This is a genomic window from Hydrocarboniphaga daqingensis (assembly GCF_900129825.1).
Classification (GTDB): domain Bacteria; phylum Pseudomonadota; class Gammaproteobacteria; order Nevskiales; family Nevskiaceae; genus Hydrocarboniphaga; species Hydrocarboniphaga daqingensis.
Map to the genome: position 1 here is coordinate 609,368 of NZ_FQWZ01000002.1, position 17,234 is coordinate 626,601.

General features: G+C 65.4%; 16 protein-coding genes. 12 read left to right on the top strand and 4 right to left on the bottom strand.

Going from position 1 to position 17,234, the window contains the following annotated elements; all coding sequences use genetic code 11:
• Window positions 1-93: 93 nt before the first annotated feature.
• The 3 genes from minC (at window position 94) to minE (ending at window position 1,962) form a co-directional block, all read left to right on the top strand.
• A complete protein-coding gene (gene minC / locus BUB09_RS05685) occupies window positions 94-825 on the top strand; it encodes a septum site-determining protein MinC (RefSeq protein WP_072895269.1) in 732 nt (243 codons plus the stop codon).
• A 61-nt stretch (window positions 826-886) separates the two neighbouring features.
• Window positions 887-1,696: a septum site-determining protein MinD gene (gene minD, locus BUB09_RS05690; protein WP_072895271.1), complete on the top strand. Its 810-nt coding sequence runs from the start codon at window positions 887-889 to the stop codon at window positions 1,694-1,696.
• Window positions 1,697-1,698: 2 nt separating this feature from the next.
• Window positions 1,699-1,962, top strand: a complete 264-nt coding sequence (minE, locus tag BUB09_RS05695) for a cell division topological specificity factor MinE (RefSeq protein ID WP_072895274.1) — start codon at window positions 1,699-1,701, stop codon at window positions 1,960-1,962.
• Between the two features lie 1,541 nt (window positions 1,963-3,503).
• Here the strand turns inward: minE and BUB09_RS05700 are convergent.
• Together BUB09_RS05700 and BUB09_RS05705 are read right to left on the bottom strand one after the other, a co-directional pair.
• Window positions 3,504-5,192 carry an AMP-binding protein gene (locus BUB09_RS05700; RefSeq protein ID WP_072895278.1) on the bottom strand — a complete coding sequence of 563 codons (1,689 nt, stop codon included), beginning with the start codon at window positions 5,190-5,192 and terminating at the stop codon, window positions 3,504-3,506.
• 153 nt (window positions 5,193-5,345) lie between these two features.
• Window positions 5,346-6,680 (bottom strand): YihY/virulence factor BrkB family protein, encoded by a 1,335-nt coding sequence (locus BUB09_RS05705; RefSeq protein WP_072895281.1) that lies wholly within the window; start codon window positions 6,678-6,680, stop codon window positions 5,346-5,348.
• A 163-nt stretch (window positions 6,681-6,843) separates the two neighbouring features.
• On the opposite strand from BUB09_RS05705, the gene BUB09_RS05710 reads away from it, so the two are divergent.
• From BUB09_RS05710 to BUB09_RS05720, 3 genes are all read left to right on the top strand, one after another.
• On the top strand, window positions 6,844-7,314 hold the full coding sequence (locus BUB09_RS05710) for a phasin family protein (RefSeq protein ID WP_072895284.1): 471 nt from the start codon (window positions 6,844-6,846) through the stop codon (window positions 7,312-7,314).
• Window positions 7,315-7,400: 86 nt separating this feature from the next.
• Window positions 7,401-7,976 carry a hypothetical protein gene (locus BUB09_RS16900; RefSeq protein WP_175550115.1) on the top strand — a complete coding sequence of 192 codons (576 nt, stop codon included), beginning with the start codon at window positions 7,401-7,403 and terminating at the stop codon, window positions 7,974-7,976.
• Between the two features lie 240 nt (window positions 7,977-8,216).
• Entirely contained in the window at window positions 8,217-9,260 is a 1,044-nt protein-coding gene (locus BUB09_RS05720; protein WP_245793147.1) for a hydrolase, read from the top strand.
• 6 nt (window positions 9,261-9,266) lie between these two features.
• Here BUB09_RS05720 and BUB09_RS05725 read toward each other — a convergent pair whose 3' ends face one another.
• Window positions 9,267-9,683, bottom strand: a complete 417-nt coding sequence (locus tag BUB09_RS05725; RefSeq protein ID WP_072895290.1) for a flagellar brake protein — start codon at window positions 9,681-9,683, stop codon at window positions 9,267-9,269.
• Window positions 9,684-9,885: 202 nt separating this feature from the next.
• Here BUB09_RS05725 and BUB09_RS05730 point away from each other — a divergent pair, with 202 nt between their 5' ends.
• From BUB09_RS05730 to BUB09_RS05750, 5 genes are all read left to right on the top strand, one after another.
• Entirely contained in the window at window positions 9,886-10,245 is a 360-nt protein-coding gene (locus tag BUB09_RS05730; protein ID WP_072895292.1) for a hypothetical protein, read from the top strand.
• Window positions 10,242-12,071, top strand: coding sequence for a long-chain-acyl-CoA synthetase (locus tag BUB09_RS05735; RefSeq protein ID WP_072895294.1), 1,830 nt, complete (start codon window positions 10,242-10,244; stop codon window positions 12,069-12,071). Before BUB09_RS05730 ends, BUB09_RS05735 begins: the two co-directional genes overlap by 4 nt.
• A gap of 136 nt (window positions 12,072-12,207) precedes the next feature.
• Complete coding sequence (locus tag BUB09_RS05740) at window positions 12,208-12,714, top strand: SRPBCC family protein (RefSeq protein ID WP_072895297.1); 507 nt, start codon at window positions 12,208-12,210, stop codon at window positions 12,712-12,714.
• Between the two features lie 87 nt (window positions 12,715-12,801).
• On the top strand, window positions 12,802-14,106 hold the full coding sequence (locus BUB09_RS05745; RefSeq protein WP_217650238.1) for an acyl-CoA dehydrogenase family protein: 1,305 nt from the start codon (window positions 12,802-12,804) through the stop codon (window positions 14,104-14,106).
• A 22-nt stretch (window positions 14,107-14,128) separates the two neighbouring features.
• A complete protein-coding gene (locus BUB09_RS05750; protein WP_072895300.1) occupies window positions 14,129-15,349 on the top strand; it encodes an acyl-CoA dehydrogenase family protein in 1,221 nt (406 codons plus the stop codon).
• Between the two features lie 103 nt (window positions 15,350-15,452).
• Here BUB09_RS05750 and BUB09_RS05755 read toward each other — a convergent pair whose 3' ends face one another.
• Window positions 15,453-16,286: a metal-dependent hydrolase gene (locus tag BUB09_RS05755; protein ID WP_072895301.1), complete on the bottom strand. Its 834-nt coding sequence runs from the start codon at window positions 16,284-16,286 to the stop codon at window positions 15,453-15,455.
• 96 nt (window positions 16,287-16,382) lie between these two features.
• Between BUB09_RS05755 and BUB09_RS05760 the strand changes: the two genes are divergently transcribed.
• A complete protein-coding gene (locus BUB09_RS05760; RefSeq protein WP_084083190.1) occupies window positions 16,383-17,234 on the top strand; it encodes a MerR family transcriptional regulator in 852 nt (283 codons plus the stop codon).

The window sequence follows — 17,234 nt, forward strand, 5'->3', positions numbered from 1 at the left end:
TGGCGCACCGCTTCGGTGCATCATGCTGCGGTCTCGCCGAAGGCCCGGTGAACCGGCAATGCTAGACTGTTGCAATTCCGGTAGACCGATTCCATGCCCAAAGCCAAGCCTGCTCTGGAGTTCAAGGGGCGCATGCTGTCGTTGACGCGAGTCCGCGTTCTCGATCCCAGCCTGGCCGCCATCGACACCCACCTGCGCAACTTCGCCGCCCAGATGCCGCAAGCCATCGAAGGCCTGCCGGTGATCCTCGAAAGTGACGTGCCGATCGAACTGGCCGGCGTGCTCAAGCTGATGCGCGATTTGGGCATGCAGCCGCTGGCGGTCATGGAAGGCGCACTGGCCGGTGATGCGCGGCTGTGCGGCCTGCCAGTGCTGCCGCTCGACGTCGTCAGCGAAGGCCGCAGCGGCCGCGCTGCGGCCGAGCCCGTGGTGGTCGAAGTACCGGTCGCACCACCGCCACCGCCGCCGCCGCCGATCGCGATGCCGGTGCGCCGCTCGACCCGGATCGTGACCGAGCCGGTCCGCTCCGGCCAGCAGATCTACGCCGAAGGTGCCGACCTGATCGTGACGCAACTTGTCAGCCCGGGCGCCGAGGTCATCGCCGACGGTTGCATTCATGTCTACGGCACGTTGCGCGGCCGGGCCTTGGCCGGTGCGCGCGGTGATACCGACGCCCGCATCTTCTGCCGCAAAATGGAAGCCGACCTGCTAGCGGTCGCCGGCATCTACGCCGTCGCCGACCAGATGCAGGGCGCCCTGCGTGGCCAGCCGGTGCAAGCCAGCTTGGTGCAGGGCAAGCTCAGAATCGAACGCCTCGACGTGTAGCGCCTTTGGCGCGCGACGCGGCTCACACACAGGAAGCAGTACGTACTCGAGAGGGACAGCGGTGACGAAAATCGTCGTAGTGACATCCGGCAAGGGCGGCGTGGGCAAGACCACGACCAGTGCATCGTTTTCCACGGGCCTGGCGGCGCGCGGCAAGAAGACGGTGGTGATCGATTTCGACGTGGGCCTGCGCAATCTCGACCTGATCATGGGCTGCGAGCGGCGCGTGGTGTTCGACTTCGTCAACGTGATCCACGAAGAAGCCAACCTGCGTCAGGCGCTGATCAAGGACAAGCAGTACGACAACCTGTACGTGCTGGCCGCGAGCCAGACCCGAGACAAGGATGCGTTGTCCGAAGCCGGCGTCGAAAAGGTGCTCAACGAACTGGCCAAGGAATTCGACTACATCATCTGCGACTCGCCAGCCGGCATCGAGCGCGGCGCGCATCTGGCGATGTACTTCGCCGACGAGGCGCTGGTGGTCACCAACCCCGAAGTGTCGTCGGTGCGTGACTCCGACCGCGTGCTCGGCCTGCTGTCGAGCAAGACGCGCTCGGTCGAATCGGGCAGCGGCCGGGTCAAGGAACACCTGGTCATCACCCGCTACAACCCGGCGCGCGTGCTCAAGGGCGAAATGCTGTCGATCGACGACGTCAAGGAGATCTTGGGCATCCCGGTGCTTGGCGTGATCCCCGAGTCCGGCAGCGTGCTGTCGGCATCCAACTCGGGCTCGCCGGTCATCAACGACAAGACCACCGACGCCGGCCAGGCCTACGACGACTTGGTGGCGCGTTTCCTCGGCGAAGATCGTCCGCACCGCTTCATCACGGCAGAAAAGAAGGGCCTGCTCAGCAAACTGTTCGGAGCCTGATTATGGCCATCGACTGGATGAAGCTGTTCCGCACCGAACAGAAAGCGAGCGCGCAGACCGCCAAGGAACGCCTGCTGGTCGTCGTGTCGCACCAGCGTGCCGGCCGCGCCAACGGCCCGGAATATCTGACCCGTCTGCGCGAAGAACTGCTGGCCGTGGTGCGCAAATACGTCACCGTCGACGATTCGGCGGTCCACGTCGACGTCAAGCGCGAAGACGGTGACGAAGTGCTGGCGATGAGCATCACGCTACCCGAGCGCAGCTGACCTTGCTTGCCTCTCCCTCCGGGAGAGGTCGGCGCGTAGCGCCGGGTGAGGGCGTTTGGGATCGCGCGACGCTGGCAGGCCCTCACCCGGCCCTGCGGGCCACCCTCTCCCGGCGGGAGAGGGCTAAAGCGCTGGCTTGGCCCGCTTTTTCTTGCAGCAAGGCTGCCCCTCTTGCTTGGCTTGCCTGTCCCTCCGGGAGAGGTCGGCGCGTAGCGCCGGGTGAGGGCGTTTGGGATCGCGCGATGCTGGCAGGCCCTCACCCGGCCCTGCGGGCCACCCTCTCCCGGCGGGAGAGGGCTAAAGCGCTGGCTTGGCCCGCTTTTTCTTGCAGCAAGGCTGCCCCTCTTGCTTGGCTTGCCTGTCCCTCCGGGAGAGGTCGGCGCGTAGCGCCGGGTGAGGGCGTTTGGGATCGCGCGACGCTGGCAGGCCCTCACCCGGCCCTGCGGGCCACCCTCTCCCGGCGGGAGAGGGCAAAAGCGCTGGCTTGGCCCGCTTTTCCTTCAGCGAGGCTGACCTTCAGGCCTGGTTTGCCTCTCCCTCCGGGAGAGGTCGGCGCGTAGTGCCGGGTGAGGGCGTTTAGGGATCGCGCGATGCTGGCAGTCCCTCACCCGGCCCTGCGGGCCACCCTTTACCGGTGGGAGAGGGTTAAAGCGCTGGCTTGGCTCGCTTTTCTTGCAGCGAGGCTGACCCTCAGGCTTGGCTTGCCTCTCCCTCCGGGAGAGGTCGGCGCGTAGCGCTGCGTGAGGGTGTTTAGGAATCGCGCCACGCTGGCAGGCCCTCACCCGGCCCTGCGGGCCACCCTCTCCCGGCGGGAGAGGGCTAAAGCGCTGGCTTGGCTCGCGTTTTCCTTCAGCGAGGCTGACCCTCAGGCTTGGCTTGCCTCTCCCTCCGGGAGAGGTCGGCGCGTAGCGCCGGGTGAGGGCGTTAGGGATCGCGCGATGCTGGCAGTCCCTCACCCGGCCCTGCGGGCCACCCTCTCCCGGCGGGAGAGGGCTAAAGCGCTGTCTTGGCTCGCGTTTTCCTTCAGCGAGGCTGACCTTCAGGCCTGGTTTGCCTCTCCCTCCGGGAGAGGTCGGCGCGTAGCGCCGGGTGAGGGCGTTAGGGATCGCGCCACGCTGGCAGACCCTCACCCGGCGCTGCGGGCCACCCTCTCCCGGAGGGAGAGGGCTAAAGTGCTGGCTTGGCCCGCTTTTTCTTGCAGCAAGGCTGACCCTCTTACCTAGCTTGCCTCTCCCTCCGGGAGAGGGTGGCGCGTAGCGCTGGGTGAGGGCGTTTAGGAATCGCGCCACGCTGGCAGGCCCTCACCCGGCCCTGCGGGCCACCCTCTCCCGGCGGGAGAGGGCTAAAGCGCTGGCTTGGCTCGCCTTTCTTGCAGCGAGGCTGCCCCTCTTGCTTGGCTTGCCTCTCCCTCCGGGAGAGGTCGGCGCTTAGCGCCGGGTGAGGGCGTTTGGGATCGCGCCACGCTGGCAGACCCGCTCGCTCCGGGAGCGGGCGCCATCTTGAGCCCCGCTCGCCACGCCCCTCGGGCGAGCGGCCGAAGCTCAGGCCTTGCCGCGCAGTTCCTTGCGCAGGATCTTGCCGATCGGCGACTTGGGCAGGTCGGTGCGGAACTCGATCACCTTGGGCACCTTGTAGCCGGTCAGGTACGACTTGCAGTGCTCGCGCAGCGCGGCAACCGTCAGGCTTTCGTCCTTTTTGACGACGCAGACCTTCACCGCTTCGCCGGTCTTGTCGTCCGGGATGCCGACGCAGGCGCATTCGAGCACGCCTGGATGCTTGGCGACCACGTCTTCGATTTCGTTCGGATATACGTTGAAGCCCGACACGATGATCATGTCCTTCTTGCGGTCGACGATCGCAAAGAAGCCGCGCTCGTTCATCGTCGCGATGTCGCCGGTGCGCAGGTAGCCGTCGGGCGTCATCACCTTGGCGGTTTCTTCCGGGCGGTTCCAGTAGCCGGCCATCACCTGCGGGCCCCTGACGCACAGCTCGCCGGGTTCGCCCGCGGCGACGTTGCGGTTGTCGTCGTCACGCAAGGCGATGTCGGTGGACGGAATCGGCAGGCCGATCGTGCCGTTCCATTCCAGCGACGTGATCGGGTTGATGCAGACCGCCGGCGAGGTTTCGGTCAAGCCATAGGCCTCCGACAGCGGCTTGCCGGTGACCTGCTTCCAGCGTTCAGCCACGGCCTGCTGCACGGCGGCGCCGCCGCCGAGCGTGAAGCGCAGGCTGGAGAAATCCAGCGCGGCGAAGCCCGGCGTGTTGAGCAGGCCGTTGAACAGCGTGTTGACGCCGGTAAAGGCCGTGAACTTGTGCTTGGCCAGCTCGGCGACGAAGCCCGGCATGTCGCGCGGGTTCGGAATCAGCACGTTTTTGCCGCCGACCGACAGGAATACCAGGCAGTTCGCCGTCAGTGCAAAGATGTGGTAGAGCGGCAAGGCGGTGATGATCAGTTCCTTGCCTTCCTGCAGGTTGCCGCTGAGCCAGCTGCGCGCCTGCAGCACGTTGGCGACGATGTTCTTGTGCAACAGCTGCGCGCCCTTGCTGACGCCGGTGGTGCCGCCGGTGTACTGCAAGTAAGCCGTGTCGGCGTGGCCGATCTTGACGCGGTGATACGGCTGCGACCGCCCCTTGGACAGCGCCTTGCGCAGCGGCACTGTGCCGGGGATGTTCCAGGCCGGCACCATCTTCTTGACGCGTTTGACGACGAAGTTCACCAGCGGCCGTTTCGGGAACGGCGCCAAGTCGCCGATCTGCGTGGTGATCACCGTTTCGACCTTGGTATTGGCCAGCACCTGCTGCAGCGTATTGCAGAAGTTTTCGATGATGACGATCGCACGCGCGCCGCTGTCGTTGAGCTGATGTTCCAGCTCGCGCGGCGTGTACAGCGGGTTGACGTTGACGACGACCAGGCCGGCGCGAAGGATGCCGAACATCGTCACCGGGTACTGCAGCAGATTGGGCAGCATCACCGCGACGCGATCGCCTGCATGCAGGCCGAGCACGTTCTGCAGGTAGCTGGCGAAGTCCTGGCTCAGCTTGTCGAGCTCGTCATACGTCAGGCCAAAGCCCATGCACTCGTAAGCCGGCAGATTGCGGAAACGGTTGCAGGCGTCTTCGAGGATGTCGACGACCGACTGATAGGTATTCAGGTCGATTTCGGCGGGAACGCCGGGTGAATACTGAGAAAGCCAGATCTTGCCGCTGGTCGCGACGCTGTTCCCGGTCATGGGCATGTCCTGCCTGTCGTAATGGATCGTTGATTTAATGGTGGCATTTCAAGGGTCTGCGCCCCTGGCCGCGATACAGCGCTCCCTTGCGGCCCGCCGATGATAGGGGATTTTCCGCGCTCGCCGCGAACTCGTTATCGGCACATCGCCGGGCTAAATCGCGTTGTTTTCGGCGCTGTTTTGGCTCTCCAGCAGCCAGGTTCGCAGATCGATGTCGCCCCCGCTGCGGTCGAACGCGCCGTCGACCCGGTCCAGCAAGGCCGCGACGCGACTGCCGAGCGGGCCGCCGGGCTTGACCGCCAATTCGTGCTGGCGCAGCGCACGCCACATCGCGCCAAGACGGATCGATGATGGATCGCGTGCCGGCAGCAGCACGCTGCGGGTCGGGCCGGATTCGATCAAATAGCCGCAGGCGATCAGCGATTCGACGCTGTGAATGACGTTTTCGGGCGGTGCATCGATGCTCTGCACCAGATCGTCCTGGGTCAGCGGCGCATCGCCTGCGACGTAGCGCTGCGCGGTCATCGCGATGATCGTCAGCGCCAGATAGTCCGCTTCGCGGCCGGGGATCTGCAGCGCACGTCGTGCCGGGCCTAGATGCCGCGGATTCTGCACATAGAAGGACAACTGGCAGCCGATCAGCAGCACCAGCCAACCCACATGCAGCCAGATCAGCAGAAAGATCACGATCGCAAAGCTGGAATACACCGCGTTGTAGTTGCTGGCATTGGCCACGAACGAGGCAAACAGCAGGCTGCCGGTTTGCCACAGCACGCCAGCGCCGAGCCCGCCGATCAGCGCCGCTTTCCAGCGCACTTTGGTGTTGACCAGAAAGCTGTACATGAAGCTGAACAGCAGCACGATGATCAGGTACGGAATCGCCCGCGCCAGCAGAAAGATCAGCCAGCCGAACGGCTCGTACTGCGCCACTTGGGCGACGATGCCGCTGTTGAGCACCGTCGCGGTCAGGCCAAGCGCCGTAAACACCAGCGCAGGCCCGATCATCAGCACGCCGAAGTATTCGCCGATGCGCCGCGTCAGCGGCCGCTGGATGTCGATGCGCCAGATGAAATTGAAGCTCGACTCGACTTTGCGGATCAGCGACAGCGCGGTGTAGAACAGCAGAATCACGCCGAACGAACCCAGCACACTGACCTGGATCTTCTCGACGAAGGCCATCACGCGCGTCGCGATCGGCGCGGCCTGCGGGCCCAGCGGCCGCAGGAATTCCAGCAGCACCGGCTCCAGGCTGTCGTTGGCGCCGAGCGCCTTGAGTACCGAAAACCCGAGCGCCAGCAACGGCACGATCGACAGCAGCGTGGTGTAGACCAAGCTCATCGCGCGCAGTGACAGGTCGCCTGCCATCAAGTCGCGCAGCACCGCATACAGATACTGGCCGCAGCGGACCAGCAGGCGCTGATGCCGGTGCCGCGCCACCGGCGCCTGCCACAGCGCCGAGCTGAGCCGGGTCATCAAGGGGACTTTCATCGGGTGTTTCCTCGGTCGGATCCGCGTGCGTCCGTCTGCTCGCGCTTGACTTTGTTGCACTGCAAAAATAATCTGCAGATGCGCGTTGTTGCAGTGCAACATCGCTTTCCAATTGCAGGGTGCCCAAAGCGGGCAGCCCCTTGTACCAAACCAGGAGTGAGTGATGACTGTGCAGACGATCGTGAGCGATGTGAAGGGCCGTGTTGAACCGTTGGTTGCCAAGGGCCAGGAAGTGGTCACCGTGTCGGTCGACACGCTGCTGAAGGCCAACGACGTCGTCGTCGACGGCGTGACCACCGTGGTCAAGACCCAGGTCGAAGCCGGCAAGGACCTGTTTGCTGCCGCCCAGGCCAGCTTCGAAAAGGCCAAGAGCGCCGGCATCAAGGCCGTCGTCGCCTCGCCGATCGAATACCTGCCCGACGGCCGTGAGCGCGTCGTGTCGGCCTACAACGACACCGTCACCGTCGTCACCAAGACCGGCGAAGAAGTCGTCAAGATCGTCAAGGAAGGCTACGAGACGGTCACCGCGACGCTGACCGGCGTCCCGGTTGCCGCCAAGGCTGCCCCGGCCAAGAAGCCGGCGCCGCGCAAGGCCCCGGCTGCCAAGAAGCGCACCGCCAAGAAGGCGGCCTGAACTGACTCGGTGCCGGCCGCGAGGCCTGCACCGGTCAAGCGGTAACCAGAAGGCTGAAGCGCAGCGCGCTTCAGCCTTCTGTCGTTGTGCTGCCGCAAAATGCCGGTCTTGCATCCCGCTGCGGATCGTCGGCAGGAAGGTTCGTCGCGCCAGCGCTATACGGAACTGCATTTCCAAGGATCGGTGGCAGCGGCTGGCCGTGCGTGTTGGGCGCTTCCAGCGCCCTGGATGATCATTGGGTTCGCGGCTTCGTCCTCGGAGAGTATTCACCGATGTCTATTCAAAAAAGGCGCGCGATCTGCATCCATTGTGGAAATCTAAAGCCGCACTTTCTAAGTGAATGCCGAAAGTGCGGCTTTATTCCGCTGTCGCTCTCGGCCAAAGCAAGAAGCTTGATTCTTTCGATGGATTACGAAAGGCAGAGCAATGAATATGGCAATGAGCCCTCAGAGGTCTCATTGCGCGACTTGGAGGATATGGGGCGCAGGATCGAGTCCGGTATCGGCGTTGAATATGATGACGAGGCGGTTTTGGATGCTGAGCGCCACCTGCAGAGTATTGAAGCACTCACGGCCAAGGACGTATTTCGCGCGACATTCCTCTGGTTGCTGCCCGTCATCGTCGTCTTTGTCGTGACCGTTGTTTATCTATTTCTGAAGTAACCATCACAGGGAACGCGATCGGTGGCGGATCATTGGAGCCAACGGTGAACGCAACGGGCGTCGTTTTGCTGACTTCATTGGCAGTTGGCGTTCTGGTGCCTCTCATCGCTGCGTTCGTGAGCGATCGGGCGCGCAACGTGCTGGCATCGGACGTTGCAATCAGATCGCACCCTCGCCGGAGAGCGACGTCGTAACCGTGCTGTGTCAGGTTATGGAACCGGCGGTTGATCGCCTGACCTCATGGCGCTTTTGATCATGGACCCAGCCCTTTCTGCTTCCCCCACCATCGGTCGCCGCGTCGAAAGCCGCTTTCGTGCGCACCCGCTGCTGCGCAATGCGCATCAGCAGACGATTGCGCCGCTGTTGTTCCGGCGGATGCCGGTGCTCGATCTGCGGATCGAGCGCCTGGAAACGCCGGACGGCGATTTCGTCGACTTGGGCTGGGTTGATCGGCGGCATCCGAGCGGGCCGATTGCGGTGTTGCTACACGGCCTCGGCGGCGGGTTTTCGAGCCTGTATCTGCGCGGGCTGGCGCTGCGGCTCGAAGCGCTCGGCTGGCGCGCGCTGCTGCTGCAACTGCGCGGCGCCGGCGAAGAACCCAACCGGCTGCCACGCAGCTATCACCACGGCGACACGGCCGACTTGCGCTGGATCTGGCAGCGGCTGCGCGCCGCCGAGCCGGCAACGCCGATCGCATCGGTCGGCTGGTCGATGGGCGGCAACATTCTGCTGCGGGCCCTGGCCGAGGAGGGCGAGCAAGCGCCGCTGTGTGCCGCGGTGGCGGCCAGCGTGCCGTTCCGGCTGCTGGAATGCGCCGAGCACCTCGATCGCGGCTTTGCCCGCGTCTACCAGCGGCATCTGCTGACCGGGCTCAAGGACATCGTCCGGCGCAAGCATGCGGCGTGGCCGCTGCCGCCGTCGGTCAACGTGGGCCGCGTGCTGGCCTCCCGCAACTTCTTCGAGTTCGACGACGCGTTCACGGCGCCGTTGAACGGCTTTGCCGATGCGGCCGATTACTACCGCCGCACTGCTTGCGGCGAGGTGTTGGACCAGGTCCGGACGCCGACGCTGATCGTCCATGCCGAAGACGACCCGTTCATGCCGCGCGGCATCATGCCGTCGGCATCGCAGTTGTCGCCGTCGGTGACGCTGGAGGTGGCCGAGCGCGGCGGGCATGTCGGGTTTGTGGCCAGCGATCGCTACGGTCGTGCCGACTGGTGGCTGGAGCGGCGTATTGCAGCCCATCTGCAGCAGTCGCTGCCGACGGCCGCCGCCACCGCGTGACGGTCGTTAGCGCTGCATCTCGACGCTGCTGGCGGCCGGCGCCGGTGGCCGAACGCGGTTGACCTGGCGGCGCAGCAAGTACCGCTGCAGACGGAACACCAGACGGCTCAGCAGCGAGTCGTCCACCGGCGCCAGTGCGGTGAATTCCATGCCCAGCCGCGTCGACGACGCGCCGCTGACGCAGTTGCGCACCGTCACTTCGGTGTCGAGCGCGCCGTCGTCAGCCGTTAGCCGGCAGCGCAGCCGCACGCCGCGCGCCACGGTGACGCCGGCCGGCAAGCGTGCGCCGATGCCGGCGCGCGACAGGTCGAGGACCACGGCGCCGACGGTGTCGCCGCTGTCGTCGATCAGCGTGGCGCTGAGCCAGCCCGGATCGGACACCGGCACCCGGAACACGCCGCGACGTTGTGCGGAGTCGTTCATGGGCATTCGGCGGCGCGGCGGAATGGGCGGTGGTTCATACGGGTGAACAGGGGAGGTTGTGAGTCGATCGGGGCTTGCCACAAGATGACTATCGGCCGGGCCAGATCAAACTAGAGTCCCGCAAGTGACTGTCTCGACAACGTCATCTGGCCGCGCCGCCCTATTCGTTTGCCTGCGCTACCGTTGAGGATCATCTGCTGACATGACCCACTACCATTTGAATGCCCCGCTGACGGCCGATCTAGGATCGCGCGTGGTCTCGACTTCGGCTGCGATTCGCAGCGGCAAGATCGGTCCTAGCCAATCCGACCCGGTCAGCGACCTGATCGTCGACCTGACCGACGCGGCGATGCGCCACTTCTTCGTGCGCCCGGCCGAGGTGTTCAAGCTGGGCCTGGCGTCGCGCGGCATCATCGACCTGGGCGTGCGCAGCACCAACAAAACGATCCGCATGGCGCTCAAGCAGATCCTGCCGCGACTGTCACCGGAGCAGTTCCGTCAGGTCGCCGACTACCTCGACGAAGCGCTCGAAATCAACAAACCGCAACGGAAGCCCGAATGACCGCAGCTCGTCCCGACCCGGCCGCCGAGCGCGGCAGCGACCGTATTCGTCTGGTCGATCTGCTCTGCAGTGCCGCGCGCATCACGCCCGACCTGCCCGGCGTGGTCCGTGGATTGGCTCGGCTGGCGACGCTCAAGCCGGCCGCCAGCGGCTCGATCGCGGCACTGATCGAGCGTCATGCGCAGCGTCGCCCGCAGTCTTTGGCGCTGAGCTTCGAAGGCCGGCGCTGGACCTACGCCGAATTCAACGCCGACGCCAACCGCGTCGCGGCCGTGCTGCGTCAGCACGGCGTCAAGCCGGGCGACGCGGTGGCGGTGCTGATGGAAAACCGCGCCGAAGTGCTGATCTGCGTTGCGGCGGTGCTCAAGCTCGGCGCGATTGCCGGCATGCTCAACCACCAGCAGCGCGGCGATGCGCTGACGCACAGCATCAAGCTGACCAAGGCGGCGCTGGTGATCGTCGGCGAAGAATGCCGTGAGGCGATCGATTCCACGCCGTACGCGGCCGGCGGCTCGTTACCGATCCAGCGTTTGTGGGATGGCGCGGCCGATGCGCCGGAAGGCTACGTGGCGCTGCGTCCGCTGCTGGCCGATGCCAGCAGCAGCAACCCGCCCGAGACCGCGCAGATCACGCTCAAGTCGCCGGCGTTCTACATCTTCACGTCCGGCACCACGGGCTTGCCCAAAGCCTCGGTGATGTCGCATTTCCGCTGGCTGCGCGGCATGTCGGGCTTGGCCGACAGCGCGGTGCGCCTGCACCCGGATGACGTGCTGTATTGCTGCCTGCCGCTGTATCACAACAATGCGCTGACGGTGTCCTGGGGCGCCGTGCTGTCGCAAGGCTCGGGTCTGGCGATCGCCCGCAAGTTCTCGGCATCGCGCTTCTGGGACGATATCCGCGCCACCGGTTCGACCAGCTTCTGCTACATCGGCGAACTGTGCCGCTATCTGCTCAACCGTCCGGCGTCGCCGGGCGACCGCGACCACAAGGTGCGCGTGATCGTCGGCAACGGCCTGCGTCCCGACATCTGGGATGCGTTCCAGCAGCGTTTTGGCATCGAGCGCATCTGCGAGTTCTACGGCGCCAGCGAATCGAACCTGGCGTTCGTCAATGCGTTCAACATGAAGCGCACCGCCGGCTATTGCCCGCTGTCGTTCGCGATCGTCGAGTTTGATGCCGACGCCGAAACGCCAGTGCGCGATGCGCAAGGCCGCATGCAGCGCGTCGCACCCGGCGGCATCGGCTTGCTGATAGGCGAAGTCACCGATCGTGCGCCGTTCGACGGCTACACCGATGCCAAGGCCAGCGAGGGCAAGCTGTTCCGCAATGTCTTCGCCGACGGCGATTGCTGGTTCAACAGCGGCGATCTGGTGCGCGACCAGGGCTATCGGCATATCCAGTTCGTCGACCGCGTCGGTGACACGTTCCGCTGGAAGGGCGAGAACGTCGCCACGACCGAAGTCGAAGCAGCGCTGTGCCGACATCCGGGCGTCGAGGAAGCGGTGGTCTACGGCGTGCAGTTGCCCGGTATGGACGGGCGCGCCGGCATGGCGTCGCTGAGTTTGGCGTCGCCGGATTTCGACGGCGCGGCGCTGGCCGCCGGGCTGCAGCAGTGCTTGCCTGCCTATGCCGTGCCGCTGTTCCTGCGCCTGCGTAGCGGGCAGGAAACCACGTCCACGTTCAAGCACCGCAAAGTCGATCTCAAGCGCGACGGCTTCGACCCGAGCCGCGTCGGCGATCCGCTGTACGTGCTGCTGTCGGGTTGCTACGTACCGCTCGACGATCAGTGCTACCAGCGCGTGCAGCGCGGCGAACTGCGCTTCTGACACGCGACCGGTCAAGTGACGACGGCGATGCCGATCGCCGCGTCACTTGACGTCGCTGACGCATCACCACGCGCTGGCGGCCAATGCGGCCACTTTGCGCTGCGTGACACGCTGGGGCTCTTATCGAGGAGCGCCCATGAAAGTCGACATTGAGATCGAACGCAGCATCACCATCGAGCTGCCGCCGGAAAAAGTCCGCCCGCTTTTCCAGGACATCGAAACCACGGTGTCGCGGTTTCCCAAGCTCAAGAAGCTGGTCCGCGTCGCCGACAACCAATACGTCTGGGAGCTGAGCACGATCGGCTCGCGGATGGCCAAGATCGCGCACGACGTCACCTATGGCGCGCATTACCAGCTCAGCGCCGACGGCAACGAGCTCACCTGGAAGCCGCTCGCCGGCAAGGGCAACGCCAGCATCTCTGGCCGCTTCCGCATCGCGCCGACGGCCAAGGGCAGCGAAGTGTTCTTCAAGGTTCAAGGCGAGCTGCGCGACGTGCCGGTGCCGCTGATCTATCGCCTGGTCGCGCCGCCGTTCATCCAGGGCAAATTCATTCACCTGGTCGAGACGTTCCTCGAACGTACGCGTGAAGCCTTGCTCGCCGACAAAGCACCGTCGGCCAAAAAGAAAGCCGCTGCGCGCTGAGTCGCGCGGCGGTATCTGACGGTCGCAACACACTGCCGGACCCCCGGCAGCCGCGGTTCAATCGATCAATCTGTGGAGCAGCCCCCGATGCAAAACGTGATGGGTTTGGGTTTGCGTGTGCTCAATCGTGTAGCGGGCTTGCCGGTCGTCGATCGGCTCGGCTTGCGTCCGACCACCGAGCGCTGGATTTATCAGGCTTCTAAAACCGGCTTCCAGGCCGCGACACTGGCAGCGCGTCAGTTCAAGGCGACGCAGAAGCTGCTCAAGCCGGCGCGCCTGCCGCGCGCCGCGCGTCCCGAGTTGTTCGACCTGACGCCGACCGACGATCAGCAAGCGCTGAAAGAAGCCGCGCAGAGCTTCGCGATGGAACAGCTGCGCGCTGCCGGCCAGCAGGCCGACACCGATGGCAAGGCGTCGCCCGAATTGCTGGCGCAAGCCGCCGAACTCGGTGTGGCCATCCTGGGTGTTCCGGAAGAACTCGGCGGTGCCGGCAGTGAACGCTCGGTGATGACCAACGTGCTGATGGCCGAAGCGCTGGCACAAGGCGACTTGGGCTTGGCGGTGGCGTGTCTGGCGCCGACCGCGGTCAGCACCGCGCTGGTGCTGTGGGGCGATGCCGATCAGCAGGCGCGTTATCTGCCGGCGTTCGTCGGCGAGCAGCCTCCGGTGGCGGCGCTGGCCGTCATGGAGCCGCGTCCGCTGTTCGATCCGCAGCAGCTCGATACCACGGCCACGCGCAGCGACGGCGGCTTCGTGCTCAACGGCGTCAAGACGCTGGTGCCGCGTGCCGCCGAGGCCGAGTTGTTCATCGTCGCGGCGAGCTTGGACGGGCAGCCGGCGCTGTTCATCGTCGAAGCCGGCGCCGCCGGTTTGACGACCGAAGCCGAGCCGGCAATGGGCTTGCGCGCGGCGTCGATGGCGCGGCTGCAGCTCGGCAACGTGTCGGTGCCGGCCACGGCCTTGCTGGGCGCCGGTGCGGCCGAGGTTTATGACGAATGCATCGCGCTGTCGCGGCTGGCCTGGTGCGCGCTGGCGGTTGGCACCTCGCAAGCGGTGCTCGATTACTTGATTCCCTACGTCAACGAGCGCGTCGCCTTCGGCGAGCCGATCAGCCATCGCCAGGCGGTTGCGTTCGCGGTGTCGAACGTCGGCATCGAGCTTGAAGGCATGCGGCTGCTGACCTACCGCGCGGCGTCCCGCGCCGAGCAGGGTCAGGACTATGTCCGGCAAGTGGCGCTGGCGCGTCGCTTGTGCGCCGACAAGGGCATGGCGATCGGCTCCGACGGCGTGCAGCTGCTCGGTGGCCACGGCTTTACCAAGGAATATCCGGTCGAGCGCTGGTATCGCGATCTTCGCGCCGTGGGCCTGATGGAAGGCGTGCTGTTGGTCTAACCGATAACGAACGAGCCATCCGATGATCAATCTCGAAGTCCCCAAGAAGTTTCGTCCGCTGGTCGACCAGGCCCACCAGGTCGCCGTCGAATTCTTTCGCGCCAACTCCCGCAAGTACGACCGCGCCGAGCACGCCGTCCCCAAAGAACTGAACATGCTGGCGTCGCTGCTCGACGGCATGAACGACAGCGGTGCCGGTGGTGGCACCGGTGCGTCCGGCGTGCGTCGTGACACCGTCGATCACGCTGAAAACAAGAACGGCTCCAACCTGTCGACCTGCCTCGGCATCATGGAACTGTGCTGGGGCGACGTCGGCCTGCTGCTGGCCATGCCGCGCCAGGGCCTGGGCAATTCGGCGATCGCCAGCGTGGCCAACGCCGAGCAGCTGGAGCGCTTCAAGGGTCGCTGGGCGGCGATGGCGATCACCGAACCGGGCTGCGGTTCGGATTCGGCCAACATCCGCACGACCGCCGTACTCGACGGCGACCACTACGTGCTCAATGGCGAAAAGATCTACGTCACCAGCGGCGACCGCGCCGACCTGGTGGTCGTCTGGGCAACGCTCGATCGCGCCGTGGGCCGCGCGGCGATCAAGAGTTTCGTCGTCGAAAAAGGCACGCCGGGCTTCGAGCTGGTGCGCCTGGAGCACAAGCTCGGCATCCGCGCGTCGGACACCGCGGCGTTCGCGCTCAAGGACGTGCGCGTGCCCAAGGAAAACCTGCTCGGCGACCCGGAGGTCAACGTCGAGAAGGGCTTTGCCGGCGTGATGCAGACCTTCGACAACACGCGTCCGTTGGTGGCGGCGATGGCCATCGGCCTGACCCGCGCCTGCCTCGAAGAAACCTGGAAGCTGCTCGACACCGCTGGCTTGTCGGTCGACTATCGTCGGCCGTCACTGGTGCAGTCCTCGGCAGCCGCCACGCTGCTGGGGCTTGAAGCCGACTACGAAGCGGCGCGTCTGCTGACGCTGCAGGCGGCGTGGATGGCGGACAACCGCAAGCCCAATTCGCTGCAGGCGTCGATGGCCAAAGCCAAAGCGGGCCGTACCTGTGTCGACGTGGCGCTGAAGTGCGTCGAGATCGCCGGCAGCCTCGGTTATGCCGAAGGCAATGGCGGCGCCGGCTTGCTCGAGAAGTGGGCGCGCGACGCCAAGATTCTCGACATCTTCGAAGGCACGCAGCAGATCCAGTTGCTGATCGTCGCCCGTCGCCTGCTTGGCAAGTCATCGGCCGAGCTGAAGTAACAGCGGATGCGGCAGGCCCGCGGCGCGATCGCCGCGGGCCACAAAAAACCCGCGCTGCCGGACCTTGTGGTCCGAACAGCGCGGGTTTTTTGTTGCGGCGGGTTTAGCGGCCGACCGAGTAGGTCGCGCTCAGATCGCCGATCTGTTCCAGATACGCGCGGTTGTCGTGGTCCCAGGGATGGAAGCTCGGACGGAAGTAGTCGAGCCATGGCAGCGCCAGCTTGCGCAGCACGCCAGGGGCGCCGAACAGGAAGTTGATCAAGCGCACCCAGCCGGTCAGACCGCGGGCCTGCGGGTCATTGGCCAGCAGCCGCAGATGGAACACGAACACCAGCGCCATAAACACCGCCGACGCCAGCACCAGCGCCAGGCAACGCAGCGCCCAAGCGCCGACACCCTTGCCGACGACCTGCTCGTAGACGTCGAACGCCACGCCCTTGTGTTCGGTTTCTTCCAGCGCGTGCCAGCGCCACAGCGCCGCCATGCGCGGGTTGGAGTCGTCCAGCACCTTGGCGTCGCGCAGCACGTGGTCGGCCATCATCGCGGTGAAGTGCTCCAGCGCCAGCGTGACCGCCAGCTGCATCGAATTCGGCAGCACCTTCTTGAGGCCGCTGAGCAGCTTGCCGATGAACTTGTCGAGACGGCTCGCCGGCAGGCCGGCGCTGTCCATCAGGTTGTTGAAGTCGACATGCTCACGGCCGTGCATGGCCTCCTGGCCGATGAAGCCCAGGATGTCGCGCTGCAGCTTCGGATCGGTGATCTGATCCCGGTAGTTGCGGAGCGAATGGATGAAAAAGCGTTCACCTTCGGGGAAGAACACCGACAGTGCGTTGAAGAAGTGGCTGACGTGACGGCCCTGTTTATGCCAGGTGCCGACATCGGCAGGGCTGAGCTGTTCGGGGATGTTGAAGTCGAGGTCGCGGCGAATCGGCTGCATGGCTTGCTCCAGCGATGTGACATTGCCAGCGAACGATGTCACAGTCGTTTTATAGCGTCAAGGCGGGCGATACGTTGCCTCGCTTATCATGGCGACATGAACAAACGCCGCTTTTTTCAGCGCAATAGCGCCGATGGGTCGTCTGGCTCCGGTGACGATTCGGAGCCCGATCGCGCCGACGGCGGCGTCATCGAGTATTCGATCGACGAACTGGCGCGCGCCGCGAGCACCACGGTGCGCAACGTGCGCGCGTACCAGGATCGCGGCCTGCTGCCGCCGCCGGAACGGCGAGGGCGCGTCGGCATTTATGGTGAATCGCATCTGTCGCGCCTGCGCATCATCGGCCAGCTGCTGGCGCGCGGCTTTACGCTGGTCAGCATCGGCGAGCTGATCAACGCTTGGGAAAGCGGTTCGGACCTCGGCGGCTTGCTCGGTCTGGAATCAGCGGTGTCGAGCCCCTGGGGCGACGAAAAACCGATCTGGCTCGGCTTGCCGGCGCTGGTTGACATGTTCGGTGGTGCCTTCGACCCGCGCTGGCTGGTCCGCGCGTCCGAGCTGGGCGTGATCGTCCTCGACGGCGTCCGGTTCCGGGTGCCCAGCCCGCGGCTGCTGCAGGCCGGCGCCGAATTGGTCAAGCTCGGTATTCCGCTCGACGAAATGCTCGAAGTGCTCGGCAGCCTGCGGGCCAACGTCGAAGCGGCCTCCGACCAGATGGTGATGCTGGTCGAGCGTCACCTCTTCGACGGCTTTGGCAAAGGCCTGCCGCCGGCCAGCGAGGCCTCGCGGCTGGGCGAGATCGTCTGGAAGCTACGCCCGCTGGTGGAATCGGCGGTGCAGGCCGAAGTGGCTAGGGCGATGGAGCAGGCTGCTACGCGTCACCTCGGCGATCGTCTGGCGCATATCCTGGCGCAGTTCCAGGCCAGCAAGGCGGGCGATCCGCCGCGTTGA